Raw genomic sequence first — 13881 nt, forward strand, 5'->3', positions numbered from 1 at the left:
CCTGACTGTTGGCCCACCGGTGTGCCAACGGTAGCCTGGTGAGCAGCCAGATGGGTGCGCAGGAAATCTCTGCTTAACAGGCTGTTGAAAAACGTTATCGAGGCCGCCGAGACAAGGAAAAAACAGGCGAAAAAGCGGAGTTTAGTGAGCTAAATGAGCATTTTGAGCCTGTTTTTGACGCGGTATTCGGCAACGCAGATAGATTTTCAACGACCTGTTAAAACGCACTCTGTTAGGTTCAGGGCATCTACACATACCCTGAACCTGATCCCCTCAACGTCTATGCATTCAAGTGGAGATAACGATGCTGATTCAATCTGTCCATTTAAAGAATTTTCTTAGCTATGGCAGTGACTCAGAACCGCTTGAACTACGTCCTCTGAATCTGATTATCGGTCCGAACGGCTCAGGTAAGTCTAACTTGATTGAAGCCGTTGACCTGTTGCGTGCCACACCGAAAGATCTTTTAAGACCTATTCGTGATGGTGGGGGTATACGTGATTGGTTGTGGAAAGGAGAAAAGGGAATAGCTGTTGCGACTATAAATGCTGTTCTAAGTAGTCCTAATTCGACGCAATCAAATCTTCGCTATGTACTTAGTTTTACCGAAGTGATGCAACACTTCGAGATCACCGATGAGCGTGTCGAAAACGAAAAGCCCGATAGTGGCCACATGCAGCCTTATTTCTACTACAAGTTTGAAAATGGTCATGGAGTTCTAAATGTAAAAACGAAGATGCGCCAACTAAAACACGAAGAAATTGATGTCAGCGCTTCTATATTGTCTCAGCGTAAAGACCCTGACCAGTACCCCGAATTGACCTATCTTGGGTCAGTATTTGACAAGATTCGGCTTTACCGGGAATGGAGCTTTGGCCGCTATACCCCACCACGAATGCCGCAAAAAGCTGACATGCCTAATGACTATCTAGAACCTGACTGCCGTAATCTGGGATTGGTCCTTAACCGCCTTGCAAGTACTCCCAGCGCCAAAAAGCGCGTAGTTAGTGCACTACAAGCACTTTACGAGGGTATCGATGACTACCATGTGCAAATTGAAGGCGGTACGGTGCAGGTATTTCTTCATGAGGGCGACAGGTCCATCCCGGCAACACGTCTGTCAGATGGCACATTACGCTATTTGTGCCTGCTGGCTATTCTCTGCCATCCAGCGCCACCACCATTAATCTGTATCGAAGAGCCAGAGCTGGGCTTGCATCCAGATGTGCTGCCTGCCTTGGCAGACTTGTTAAAAGAAGCGGCAGAGCGTACGCAACTGATAGTAACTACGCATTCCGATGTGTTGGTCGATGCCATGAGCGACCAACCCGAGTCAGTGATCGTCGCAGAGAAGGATGAAACAGGGACTCAGCTAAGGCGTCTGAGCAAAGCCGAACTTGCTCCTTGGCTGGAAAAATATCGCCTTGGCCAGTTATGGACACGAGGTGATCTGGGAGGGACTCGCTGGTGAGTAAACGCGATAAACCATCGCTAAAACTGTTTGTAGAGGGTGGTGGCGACAGTACTCAGCTGAAAACAGAGTGCCGCGAGGGCTTTACTAATTTCATTACTAAAGCAGGTATACGAAAACGGCCAAGGATAGTGGCCTGTGGTAGCCGCAACAACGCTTATAACGACTACTGTACAGCGGTGAAGAATGGTGAACCCGCCATGCTGTTGGTGGACAGCGAAACGGCAGTTGATGCGAGCTGTGTGCAAGGTGAACCTGCAACTTGGACGCCCTGGACTCATTTACACCAACGCGACCAGTGGGGCAAGCCAGCGGGGGCACAGGATGTACACTGCCATCTTATGGTGGAGTGCATGGAGGCCTGGCTGATAGCCGATCAGGATGTTCTACAGGATTTCTTTGGACAACAATTTCAGACAAACGCGCTACCTGTCATACCTCCATCCGTTGAAACACGGCAAAAGACAGCAATTTACAACGCTCTAAAACAAGCGACACGCAACACACAGAAAGGCGAGTACGGTAAAGGTAGCCACTCCTTCAAGCTACTAGGGCTAATCAACCCAGAAAAAGTAATCACAATGTCACCTTGGGCAAAGCGATTTGTTGATCAGCTCAAACACGAAATGCAGTAACCAAAACGAATGGGGAAGCAGCAGGCCGCACTTTGCGGCCCGTTTTTCTAGCAACACTACTTACTGGTCAAGACAACCTTCAGGAAAAATGACCACCGCATCGACCTTGGCAGTTTTGCGATCAAGGCTGAAACCGACGACACATTCCTTATCTTCACGCAGCCGATAGGCCGGGAATTCATCATACTCGTAGTAACCATCAGCAGGCCCAAGCAGAGCGATGACTTCCGCCTGACTCTTACCCATGACATGCTGCTGCGTTACCAGGTCTGCCAGCATGCTGGCCCGTGCGGGGATAGATGTCTGCCATGAACTGGCAGCAAAGTGGGCGTTGCCGTATTGGCTGAAGTCTGTCTGCGCTGAACAGGCTGTCATCCCCAACATAGCCACAAGACCTGCCATACATGTGTACTTGTTCATGGCGTGATGACCTGCAGACGACCCGCCAATAGCGCATTCATACATTGCTGTGACAACTTGGCATCGTCTGCCATGGATAACCCAATCGACAAACCTACCGCATTGTTATGCAGGTCCATGCTTTTCTCGTTGGCTGGATTGTTGGGGTCACTTTCGTGAGCTGTCGTGAAACGCTGAGCATTGGCATGACCAATATCTCTGGCCAGAAGGGCCGTCCAGTAGCAATGGCGAAATGCGTCACTCTTGTCATTACGCCCGTTTCTCGAGAAACGCGTTACCGTCTCCGCAAACGCCTTATCCTTCGCAGCCCGAATCGCAAAGGCATGGTGCGGATGGCTGGTCAGATACTTTTTCTCTGCATCGGTAAGATGCATCCATTGCTGATAAGCAGATGTACTCACTACTTCATCTCCATGAAAGGTCAAACCCACGGGCGACAACGTCCTTCTGCCCGTCCCCATCGCAATCAAGGGAGCGCGGAACATAGCAATATCCTCATGCGGCCACAAGCTCACCTGAGCCAAGGTCCATCACTCAGGTACGCTATACGATCTCAATCAATTTGCTGTATATCCTCAATGCCCACTGCCCCCTGCATTTGTCTATAATGGGCCACCCTTTCTTATCCCTGATCTGACTGCGTGGACCCCGGCATGACTGAGCGTTTAACTCTTACCCGCCCCGACGACTGGCACCTGCACCTGCGTGATCTCGACGTACTGCCGCATACGGTGCCCGCCACCGCCCGGCAGATGGGCCGTGCCATCATCATGCCCAACCTCCGCCCCCCGGTGATGAACGCTGAGCAGGCGCTGGCCTATCGTGAGCGCATCATGGCGCAGGTGCCGGCAGGCTCCCGCTTTGAACCACTGATGGTGCTGTACCTCACTGACAACACCACCGCCGAGATGATCCGTGCCGCCAAAGCCACCGGCAAGGTCGCCGCGGTCAAGCTCTATCCTGCGGGCGCCACCACCAACTCCGACTCCGGTGTGACCGACCTCGGCAAGCTTGATGACATCTGTGCCGCACTGGCCGAATGCGGTATGCCACTGCTGGTACACGGTGAAGTGACCCACAACCACGTCGATATTTTCGACCGTGAAAAGCAGTTCCTCGACGATATTCTGGTGCCACTGGTCAGCCGCCATCCGTCACTGAAGCTGGTGGTCGAGCACATCACCACCGCCGATGCGGTCGCCTTCGTCAACAGTCAGGGAGCCAATGTCGGCGCCACCATTACCGTGCAGCATCTGGCCTACAACCGTAACCACATGCTGGTCGGCGGTATTCGCCCGCATCTGTTCTGCCTGCCCATCCTCAAGCGTAATGTGCATCAGCAGGCACTGCAGGCCGCCGCGATCAGCGGCAGTGCCAAATTCTTCCTCGGTACCGACTCTGCGCCGCATGCCAAGGGCGCCAAGGAATCGGCCTGTGGTTGTGCAGGCTGCTTCACTGCCTACGCGGCGATTGAGCTGTATGCGGAGATCTTTGAAGACCTGGGCGCACTGGACAAGCTCGAAGCCTTTGCCAGCCATTTCGGCCCGGACTTCTACGCTCTGCCGCGCAATACCGACACCATTACCCTGGTCAGGGAAAACTGGCAGGTACCGGCAGAAATGGCCTTCGGCCATGATGTGATCGTGCCGCTACGTGCCGGTGAGACCCTGCGCTGGAAAATGCTGACAGAGTAAGCGTTACCTGTATTCCTCCGGGCGGTATGCCCGGAGGTTCCTCATTCAGCCGCTGCCGACAAGGTGTTATGAGCACGGTCAACGTCACCCCATTCAGCCGCAGAGCCGCCCGTCGCCTGAATCTGCGTACCCTGATTCTGTCGCTGTGTCTGCTGACGGTCCTGCTGACGCTGGCAATCAGCCTCTATGCCAGCTACACGGTACAGCGCCAGCTGCTGATCCAGACCACGCTGGAAGCCAACCGGGTTTATGCCTCGAAACTGGCAGAAAGCACCAACCTGTTTATGACCTCGGCGATTGACCGTTTGTCCTACAGTGCCCATCGCCTGTCGGGACAGCTGCATAATGCCAGCCAGTTGCAGGATGCGGTGGATCGTATCCGTCTCGACAGCAACCGCTTCAACTCCACCATCATCGTGGCGGCGGACGGTGAAATCCTTGCCTACTCACCGCAGAAGGTGTACCCCGCAGGCCAGCATGTGGCCTCCCCCGAGTCGCTGGCGGCGCTCAGACAAAGAGCGCTGTATATCAGCGAACCGTTTACCGCGCCCAGTGGTCGCCTGATCATCTTTATCGCCCAGCCCATCATCGCCGCAGACGGCCAGTATCAGGGCTATGTGGCCGGAACTATCTATCTGCAGGAACACAATGCGCTGGATACCCTGCTCGGCGAGCACCCCTACAAGGACGGCTCCAATCTCTATGTCGTTGATGAACAGGGCCGGCTGATCTATCACAGCCAGAGTCAGCGCGTGGGTGAATACGTGGAAAGGAACCCGGTGGTCTCTGCACTGATGCAGGGGCACTCAGGCAGCCAGCAGGTGACCAATACGCAGGGCACCAGCATGCTGGCCGGTTTTGCCACGGTCCCGACCACCCGTTGGGGTATCGTCGCCCAGCGGCCAATGGCATCCGTCACCAGCGAACTGAATCACCTGATGTTCATTACCGTTCGCAACGCCCTGCCGCTACTGCTGGTGGCGCTGCTGCTGATCGGCTGGCTGACCCGCCTGATTACCCGGCCACTGCATCAACTGGCACAGATCGCCCATCATCTGGATGATCAGCAGGCGCTGCACCATACCAACAACGTCCGCGACTGGTATGCCGAGGCCGGGCAGCTGAAACGTGCCATGCAGGCTGGTCTCCGGGTAATGCAGCACAAGATTGACCGACTTAGTCAGGAGAGCCTGACCGATCCGCTGACCGGGCTGGTTAATCGTCGCGGACTGGAGCAGGTACTGGCGCAGTGGAGTCAGAACCAGCAGCGCTTCACTCTGATCATGCTCGATATCGACCACTTCAAGCGGGTCAACGATGCCTTTGGCCATGATGTGGGTGATCTGGTGCTGTGCTATATCGCCGACCAGCTGCGTCAGCATTCGCGACAAGAAGACATCTGTTGCCGCTGCGGCGGAGAGGAATTCATGATGCTGCTGCCGGATGTCAGCGCCGAGCAGGCGCTGGCAGTGGCCGAGCGGTTACGCCTGCAGGTCGCCGGGCAGAACAGCCCGACAGGCCAGCCGGTTACCCTGTCACTGGGGCTGGCGCAGTTCCCGGAAACCGCAACGGCCGTGATACCGCTGCTGAAACAGGTCGATCTGGCCCTGTATGCCGCCAAGCATGCGGGCCGTAATCAGACCATGGTGGCCCAGCCCGCCCCCTGAACCGGTTGACGCTCGCCGACAGGCCTATTCCAGCCCGGCGCGGCGGGCCGCCACCCTGGCCAGCGCCGCCCATTCCTTGTCACCATCGCCATGGGCGACCGCCTCCAGCAGGCTGTCACGCATGCTGCTGGCAAAAGGCAGTGGCACATTCTTGCTTTCACCGGCGGCCAGCGCCAGACGGATATCCTTCAGGCCAAGGGCCAGCTTGAAGCCGGAAAACTCATACTTCTCCTCAGCGATCAGCTTGCCGTAGCCCACGTAGGCGGGGGCAGCAAACAGCGTGGTAGTGATCAGCTCGATAAAGTCGGCCGCCGCCACGCCGTGCGCACGACTGAGTGCCGCCCCTTCGGCCATGGTCTCGATGGCACTGCCAATACAGAAGTTCACTGCCAGTTTGACCGCATTGGCCTGCGAGGGTTGCTCACCGTAGTACCAGGTTTTCTGCCCCATGATATCCAGCAGGGGCTGGATGCGGGCCACCCGCTCAGCGGCACCCGCTGCCAGAATATTGAGCTTGCCAGCGGCGGCCACATCCACCCGCCCCAGTACCGGCGCCGCCACATAACCTAGGCCGCGCGCCTGATGCACGCCAGTCAGCTCATCCGCCAGCGCCACCGAAATGGTGGCCATGTTGACGTGCACACTGCCCGGCGTCATCGCCTCAAGCACCCCAGCGTCAAACAGCACAGCGCGAGTGGCGTTGTCATCGACCAGCATGGTGATAACGACATCCGCCCCGGCCGCCGCCTGACGCGGAGTCGTGCACACCCTGGCGCCCAGTGCGGCAAGTTCTTCTGCGGGCAGCGGATTGCGATTCCATACCTGCAGCGACTGCCCGGCAGCCAGCAGGTTACTGGCCATGGGTTTGCCCATGCTACCAAGGCCGATAAAGGCGATGTTCATGCTGTGATTCCTCTTCAACGTTGAATCTGTACATCCTGAACGAGAGTGCGCGATAGAGAGTTACAACAGTCAGGCATTGATCATTGCCCAGATTGGCAAAACATGTGGTGTCAGTAACTTCAGCACGGTCGGGATGGTGGCCTCAACCAGCGCCTGACATGGTCACCCACGTTGTCGGCTGATGGTGCTGCAGCAGTATTTATTGATACCCCGACCAGTCATGATGGAAGTGATCACCTCCACTATGACTGGCAATAGCAATTACTGACCTTGCTTGGCTTTCTGCTTGGCCTCAAACGCCGCCAACTGTTCAGCGGTGGCAGGCTGCTGGAACTCACTCTTCCAGCGGCTGTAGGGCATGCCATATACCCACTCACGGGCATCGTCATCGCTGAGGCTGAGGTCACGCTTGCCGGCTTCCTCACCCAGCCACTTGCTCAGGCAGTTACGGCAGAAATCCGCTACCAGCATCAGCTCGATATTCTGCACTTCCTTGTGTTCATCCAGATGCTGCAACAGGCGGCGAAAGGCAGCGGCTTCCAGTTCAGTACGTTGCTGGTCGTTCATAAAAACCTCATATCAATCAAAGATAAACAAGCATGGTTGAGGCAGAGTGGCGGAGCGGTTCAAAGCTATCTCAGTAGCACAGTGACGATGCTGGCCACACTGCCCCACCTGACCGCCTATTGTGCGGGATAGCCGCAGACCCTGAAAAGCGTTATCGGGACTGCCGGTCTGCAGAGCAAAGAAAACAGACAAATACGGCGTCAAACAGGCCAAATGAACACATTAAGCCTGCTTTTCACGCCATATTCGGCGACACAGACAGATTTTCAACAGCCTGCTAGTGTCACCGGCAGCGACATGACCTACACTGCCTCGGACAGGTGCCGGGGTGACCGGCACCAACGGTTGTACCTCCCACTGACAGAAGGACACTGCACATGGGCATTTCCACTCTTATCACTCTGGCGATTATCGTGGTTATCGTCTTCTGGGTGGTCAGCATCTACAACGCTCTGGTCACCAAGAAGAGCCAGGTCGATAACGCCTTCGCGCAGATCGAAGTGCAACTCAAACGCCGTTATGACCTGATCCCCAATCTGGTGGAAACCGCCAAGGGCTATATGCAGCATGAGCGCGGCACCCTGCAGCAGGTGATTGAAGCCCGCGATGCCGCCGCGACCGCGCTGGGACGTCTGGCGCACAGCCACAGTGAAGGCGATGCCAGTGCGCTGGCCGGGCTGGAAGGCAAGCTCAGCAGCGCCCTCGGTCAGTTCCGGGTGACCATGGAAAACTATCCCGACCTCAAGGCCAACAGCTCGATGATGCAGCTGAGCGAAGAGCTGACCAGCACCGAGAACAAGGTGGCCCGTTCCCGGCAGTTCTATAACGACGTCGTCACCGATTACAACATCTACCGCCAGTCTTTCCCGCCCGTGCTGTTTGCCGCCACCTTCGGCCACCGTGCCAATGCCCCCTTGCTGCAGTTTGAAGACAGCGCCCAGATTCAACAGGCACCCAGGGTCACGTTCTGAGCGGCGGTCAGATAGATGCTGTTTTTTAACTGGCAGGAAGCCGCCCGTCGCAAAACCCGTCTGCTGCTGGTGCTGATGGTGCTGGCGGTGATCTTTCTCAGCGCCCTGACTGTGCTGATGCTGGCGCTGTTTGAGGAGTTGCAGCGCCATCAGGGTATCGATGCCCTGCTGATCAGCCCCAGCCTGCTGCTGACCCACTTCACGCCGGAGCAATTCGCCAGAGTCTTCATGGGTGTCGCTCTGGTGGTGGGGGTCGGCAGTGCCTATCGCATCGCCAGCCTGTCGGAAGGTGGCTATCGCATCGCCGAATCCCTCGGTGGACGCGCGGTACGGGCAGATACCGATGATTTCTACGAGCGTCGTCTGCTCAATGTGGTCGAGGAAATGGCACTGGCGTCAGGCTGCAGCGTGCCGGGCGTCTTCGTACTCGACAACGAACATGGCATCAATGCCTTCGCCGCCGGCCATGATCTGGATGATGCGGTAATCGCCGTTACCCGCGGCACACTGGAACAACTGGGCCGAGATGAGCTGGAAGGGGTGATCGCCCATGAGTTCAGCCATATCGTCCACGGCGACATGCGTCTCAATATCCGGCTGATGGGAGTGGTGTTCGGCATCACCATGCTGGCCCAGCTGGGGCGGATACTGCTGCAGTTTGGCAACGGTGCCCGCCACAATCTGGATCGCAACAAGAAAGATGCGGCCCCCTTTGCCCTGTTTGGTCTCGGGCTGATGCTGGTGGGTTTTATCGGCGGCCTGCTGGCCAGCGCCATTCGGGCTGCCATCAGCCGTACCCGCGAATATCTGGCCGATGCCTCCGCGGTGCAGTACACCCGCAATACCGAAGGCATCGCCAATGCGCTCAAACGGATTGGCGGCTATGAGCTGAGCTCCCACCTGATCAACCCCCGCGCTGCCGAAGTCAGCCATATGCTGTTTGGCGCTGGCAGCCTGTTCTCCATGCTGGATCTGTTTTCCTCCCACCCCACCCTGGATGAGCGCATCAAACGCCTAGAACCGGGCTGGAAAGGCGGCTATCTGCCGGAGCGCACCCAGCTTGAGCGCATGACCGAGCAGATGCAGAGCCGTGCTCGCCCGCAGGCCGGCTCATCGCTGCATGCCTCCCTCGCGGCCACGGCTGCGATGCTGGCCAGCCGCGATCTGGCACAGCCACTGGTCGCCGAACAGCAGCGCAAGACCAGCGACACCATGGCCACCATGGGTAATCCCACCGCAGCGCAGCACAACTTCGCCCGTACCTGGCTGCAACGCCTGCCCGCCCCCCTCTATCAGGCCGCCCATGCCAGTCAGCAGGCACCGCTGTTGCTGCTGGCCATGCTGCTGCCTGCTGACGAGACGGAAAGCCAGCGTCTGATCGGCCAGCTGGCCATTCCCCTCGGTGACCGCAACGATCTGCAGCAGCTGCATGCCGGACTGGTGCGGCTGGCCGACAGCGACCGGCTGGCACTGGCAGAAATTGCCCTGCCGACCCTGCGCGACAGTACGCCCAATCTGCGCCAGCATTTGCTCACGCAGGTGCATACGCTGGTGATGGCCGATGGCAAAGTCAGCCTGTTTGAATGGGCACTGACGCTGATGGTGCAGCATCAGGTCGATCAGCTCGACAAGCGCCGCACCATCAGCAGCAGCCACCGGCAGATCAGCCAGACCCGTGACGACATTCACACCCTGCTGGCCACGCTCTGCCACTTCTCCGCCATGCACAGTGATGATCAGCAGGCAGCCTACAACCAAGCGCTACAGCTGATGCGTCTGCCGCCGCAGCCCCTCCCCGCTCGCGCCAGTCTGGAACAATTGCAGGGCGCCATCCGCCACTGTGGCCGTTTGCTGCCACTGGCCAAGCAGAAGCTGCTGCAGGCCTGCTGCCAGTGCATTGAGTTCGATGGCCGGGTCAACCAGCAGGAAGCTCAGGCACTGCGTATCATTGCCCTGCTGTGCGGCTGTCCGATCCCGCCGCTGATCTACGACGCCGTGGATCAGCAGGACATTCGTTACCAGCCAACTGACGGCTGATGCCAGGCACAGCGCTGTACCTGTCTGCTTGGTGCAGCCTGTTTCACCGTCCTCTCACGCTCCCGTATCGGGCAGTCTGTCATACGGGATGCCGCTCTGCTGCGGCTGAACCAACAGGGCTGACAGCAGCAAAAACGTCCTTTTCAGCGTTGATCCTGCAACAGTCATTTCTGTTGTTCCCACCTGTTTTGATCTGCACATTTTCTGCGCAATTTACGCCAGCCCAGTCAGGCCGCGGTAAGCAACCATTGGTCAGATATATGCAACAGTTATATCTGAACTGACTTCTTACGAAATCAATATTCCACCCCTATAGTGCAGGCCAAATCACTGCCTAGGCAGAGACTGCTATGACATATTTCAACCGCGATGATTTCGTCTGCAGCAACCAGACCTTCGGCCACCTGATTCATCTGCTCAATCAGGCCAAGGATCGCTGCCTGGAAAGACACCTGCAGCCCTACGACATCACCACTGCCCAGTTCAAGGTGCTGCTGCTGATTGCCCGGGGCAACATCCAGAGCACAGCCGATCTGGTCCGCACCCTGTCCATCGACAGCGGCGCCATGACCCGCATGCTCGACCGGCTGGAAAACAAGGAACTGCTGATCCGCTCCCGCAGCACCACTGACCGTCGTCAGGTACTGCTGGCACTGACGCCCGAGGGCAGGCAGTTCGCCGAGGAGATTCCCAAGATTGCCGCTGATGCCCTCAACGACCTAACTCAGGCACTGGAGCACAGCGAGATCGACACCCTGCATGTGCTGCTGAACAAGATGCTGACCGTGCATACCCCACTGTCAGCGACGGTGAGCGAGGACTGATTCATGACCTTACGATTTTCTCTGAGCGCCCTGTCACTGGCCCTGCTACTCAGTGGTTGTGCTTCTTTCGACGGCCTGCACACCAGCGGCAAGCTGCTCGATGCCAACAGCCTGCAGGCCAGCAACACCCTGGCCAACGGCCAGTCCCTGAGCGATGCCAGCTGGCCCGGCAGTGATTGGTGGAACAGCCTCGGCGACCAACAGCTGGATGCCCTGATTGCCGAAGCCCTGACCTCCAGCCCCAGTCTGCAGATTGCCGATGCCCGAGCCCGTCAGGCCAGTGCGGCGGTGGCGGCGGCCGATGCCTCACGGCAACCCACGCTGGACGCCAATGCCGGTATCACCCGTTCACGCGCTGCCCGGGTGGATGACCCCACCGGTCAGGGCGCGCTGTTCGGTACCCTGCGCAGCGCCTCTCTGGACGGCAGCTACCGTTTCGACCTGTGGGGCGGTGAGCGCGCTGCCTGGGAAGCGGCTCTGGGCCGCGCCCGCGCCAGCGAAGTGGATCAGCAGGCGGCCCGCCTGACGCTGGCCGCCGATGTGGCCCGCGCCTACAACCAGCTGGGGCAGGCCTATTCTGAGCAGGATATCGCCGAGCAGGATCTGGCCCGTACCCGCGACATGCTGAAACTGTCGAAACAGCGTCTGGATGCCGGTCTCGACAGCGAGTTCCAGCTGCAGCAGACCCAGAGTCTGGAAGCCGCTGCCGAAGCCGCCCTGACAGCCACCCAGCAGGATGTCCGCAGTGCCCAGATTCGTCTGGCCGTGCTGCTGGGCAAAGGCCCCGACCGCGGTAACGACCTGCCCAAACCCACCCTGATTGCGCCTGCTCAGGTAGCCGTGCCCGACAACCTGCCGGCTGAACTGCTGGGTCGTCGCCCTGATCTGGTAGCCGCACGCTGGCGTGTGGAGGCGGCCGCCAAGGATATTACCGCCACCAAGACCACCTTCTACCCCAATCTCAACCTCAATGCGGCAGTCGGTACCAAGTCACTGCTCGGTGATGCGTTGTTTGGCACTGCCAGCCAGTTCTTCAGCATTGGCCCGGCGCTGTCACTGCCGGTCTTCGACGGTGGCCGCCTGCGCGCCAGTCTGGCCAGCCGCGATGCTGACTACGATCTGGTCGTGGCGCAGTACAACCAGACGCTGGTCAATGCCCTGGGTGACATCGGTGACGAGCTGACCCGCTTCCGCTCGCTGGAGCAGCAGATCGAGCAGCAGCAACGTGCCCGTGACATTGCCCGCCGCTCCTATGACATCGCCATGCAGCGCTATCGCGCCGGTGTCGGCAACTATCTGGACGCCCTCAGCGTCGAGCAGCAGTTGCTGCAAGCCGACCGCCAGCTGGCCAGCCTGCAGGCCGAACGTGTCGACACCGCCATTCTGCTGATGCAGTCACTCGGTGGTGGCTTCCAACCTCAATCCGTGCCCGTCGCAGCCGCGGCGGCGCCCACTGTTCGATGAGATGTGAATCATGGCTGACAACACTACAACGACTCCCAATGCCTCAGCCCAGGCGGCACAACCCGCCAAGCGCAATGGCAAACGCAAGCTGATGCTGAGCCTGCTGGTCGCCGCCGTCGCCGTCGGCAGTGCCGGTGCCTACTTCTATCATGAGAGCTACGGTCGCTTTTATGAGGAAACCGATGACGCCTATGTCGATGGCAACCTGATCCAGCTGACCCCACAGACCGCCGGTACGGTAATCAGCATCACCGCTGACAACGGTGACTTTGTCGAGCAGGGCCAGACCCTGGTGGAATTCGATCCGGCCGATACCGAAGTCGCGCTGCAGAGCGCCGAGGCCAATCTGGCCAAGGCGGTGCGTCAGGTACGCGGTCTGTACAGCGATGTGGATAACTACAAAGCCCAGCTGGAAGCCCGCAAGGTGGATGTCCAGCAGGCACAGGCGGACTACCAGCGCCGGCAGAAACTGGCCAAGGGCGGCGCCATTTCACAGGAAGAACTGGCCCACGCCCGGGATGCCCTGAGTGCTGCCGAACGTGCCGTCACCTCTGCCAAACAGAAGCTGGACAGCGCTCTGGCACTGGTCGATGACACCCATATTGCCTCCCACCCCGAGGTCATGGCCGCCGCCGCCAGCCTGCGTCAGGCGTATCTCAACCATGCCCGCAGCACGCTGGTCGCACCGGTCAGTGGCTATGTCGCCCAGCGCACCGTGCAGGTGGGCAGCCGGGTACAGGCCGGAGCACCGCTGCTGGCCGTGGTGCCGCTGGATGATGTCTGGATCGATGCCAACTTCAAGGAAACCCAGCTGAAAGACATGCGCATCGGCCAGCCGGTAGAAATCCATGCCGATCTCTACGGCAGTGATGTGCGCTATCGCGGCACCGTGGAAAGCCTCGGCGTCGGCACTGGCAGCGCCTTCTCGCTGCTGCCTGCGCAGAATGCCAGCGGCAACTGGATCAAGATCGTCCAGCGCCTGCCGGTACGCATCCGCCTGCAAAGCGACAATCTCGACAAGCATCCGCTGCGTATCGGTCTGTCGACCACCGTCAGTGTCGACCTGCATGATCAGGACGGCCCGGTGCTGGCCGAGAAAGCCCAGACCAAGCCACGCTACGCCACCGATGTCTACCAGCATCAGCTGAGCGAAGCCGATGCCCTGATTGCCCAGCTGATCCATGACAACGGCCCGGTAGCCGAGCAGGTTGGCATGGCCCACTGAGGT

At 58.6% G+C, this 13881-nt stretch carries 13 protein-coding genes; 9 read left to right on the plus strand and 4 right to left on the minus strand.

The features are described 5' to 3' along the window. Window positions 1–304: 304 nt before the first annotated feature. Window positions 305–1471 (plus strand): AAA family ATPase, encoded by a 1167-nt coding sequence (locus WH50_RS09610; RefSeq protein WP_110187109.1) that lies wholly within the window; start codon window positions 305–307, stop codon window positions 1469–1471. After that, window positions 1468–2106, plus strand: a complete 639-nt coding sequence (locus WH50_RS09615; RefSeq protein WP_110187110.1) for a DUF4276 family protein — start codon at window positions 1468–1470, stop codon at window positions 2104–2106. Before WH50_RS09610 ends, WH50_RS09615 begins: the two co-directional genes overlap by 4 nt. Before the next feature lie 60 nt (window positions 2107–2166). Here WH50_RS09615 and WH50_RS09620 read toward each other — a convergent pair whose 3' ends face one another. Further along, window positions 2167–2526, minus strand: coding sequence for a hypothetical protein (locus WH50_RS09620; RefSeq protein ID WP_110187111.1), 360 nt, complete (start codon window positions 2524–2526; stop codon window positions 2167–2169). Next, a complete protein-coding gene (locus tag WH50_RS09625; protein ID WP_207780242.1) occupies window positions 2523–2927 on the minus strand; it encodes a DUF6973 domain-containing protein in 405 nt (134 codons plus the stop codon). The genes WH50_RS09620 and WH50_RS09625 overlap by 4 nt, the downstream gene beginning before the upstream one ends. Before the next feature lie 252 nt (window positions 2928–3179). Between WH50_RS09625 and pyrC the strand changes: the two genes are divergently transcribed. Continuing rightward, on the plus strand, window positions 3180–4220 hold the full coding sequence (gene pyrC / locus WH50_RS09630; protein ID WP_110187112.1) for a dihydroorotase: 1041 nt from the start codon (window positions 3180–3182) through the stop codon (window positions 4218–4220). Window positions 4221–4288: 68 nt separating this feature from the next. Further along, a complete protein-coding gene (locus tag WH50_RS09635; protein WP_165838372.1) occupies window positions 4289–5887 on the plus strand; it encodes a sensor domain-containing diguanylate cyclase in 1599 nt (532 codons plus the stop codon). Window positions 5888–5911: 24 nt separating this feature from the next. Here WH50_RS09635 and WH50_RS09640 read toward each other — a convergent pair whose 3' ends face one another. Beyond that, window positions 5912–6808 carry an NAD(P)-dependent oxidoreductase gene (locus WH50_RS09640; protein WP_279305918.1) on the minus strand — a complete coding sequence of 299 codons (897 nt, stop codon included), beginning with the start codon at window positions 6806–6808 and terminating at the stop codon, window positions 5912–5914. Window positions 6809–7051: 243 nt separating this feature from the next. Continuing rightward, complete coding sequence (locus tag WH50_RS09645; RefSeq protein ID WP_104152757.1) at window positions 7052–7357, minus strand: DUF1244 domain-containing protein; 306 nt, start codon at window positions 7355–7357, stop codon at window positions 7052–7054. A 377-nt stretch (window positions 7358–7734) separates the two neighbouring features. On the opposite strand from WH50_RS09645, the gene WH50_RS09650 reads away from it, so the two are divergent. From WH50_RS09650 to WH50_RS09670, 5 genes are all read left to right on the plus strand, one after another. Next, a complete protein-coding gene (locus WH50_RS09650) occupies window positions 7735–8328 on the plus strand; it encodes a LemA family protein (RefSeq protein ID WP_110187115.1) in 594 nt (197 codons plus the stop codon). Window positions 8329–8343: 15 nt separating this feature from the next. Continuing rightward, window positions 8344–10365, plus strand: a complete 2022-nt coding sequence (locus tag WH50_RS09655; RefSeq protein WP_110187116.1) for a M48 family metallopeptidase — start codon at window positions 8344–8346, stop codon at window positions 10363–10365. A 350-nt stretch (window positions 10366–10715) separates the two neighbouring features. Beyond that, window positions 10716–11189: a MarR family winged helix-turn-helix transcriptional regulator gene (locus WH50_RS09660; protein ID WP_110187117.1), complete on the plus strand. Its 474-nt coding sequence runs from the start codon at window positions 10716–10718 to the stop codon at window positions 11187–11189. A 3-nt stretch (window positions 11190–11192) separates the two neighbouring features. Then, entirely contained in the window at window positions 11193–12653 is a 1461-nt protein-coding gene (locus tag WH50_RS09665) for an efflux transporter outer membrane subunit (protein ID WP_110187118.1), read from the plus strand. Window positions 12654–12663: 10 nt separating this feature from the next. Next, on the plus strand, window positions 12664–13878 hold the full coding sequence (locus WH50_RS09670) for an HlyD/EmrA/EmrK family protein (protein ID WP_110187119.1): 1215 nt from the start codon (window positions 12664–12666) through the stop codon (window positions 13876–13878). Window positions 13879–13881 lie beyond the last annotated feature (3 nt).

This window comes from Pokkaliibacter plantistimulans (assembly GCF_003194385.1).
Lineage (GTDB): Bacteria > Pseudomonadota > Gammaproteobacteria > Pseudomonadales > Balneatricaceae > Pokkaliibacter > Pokkaliibacter plantistimulans.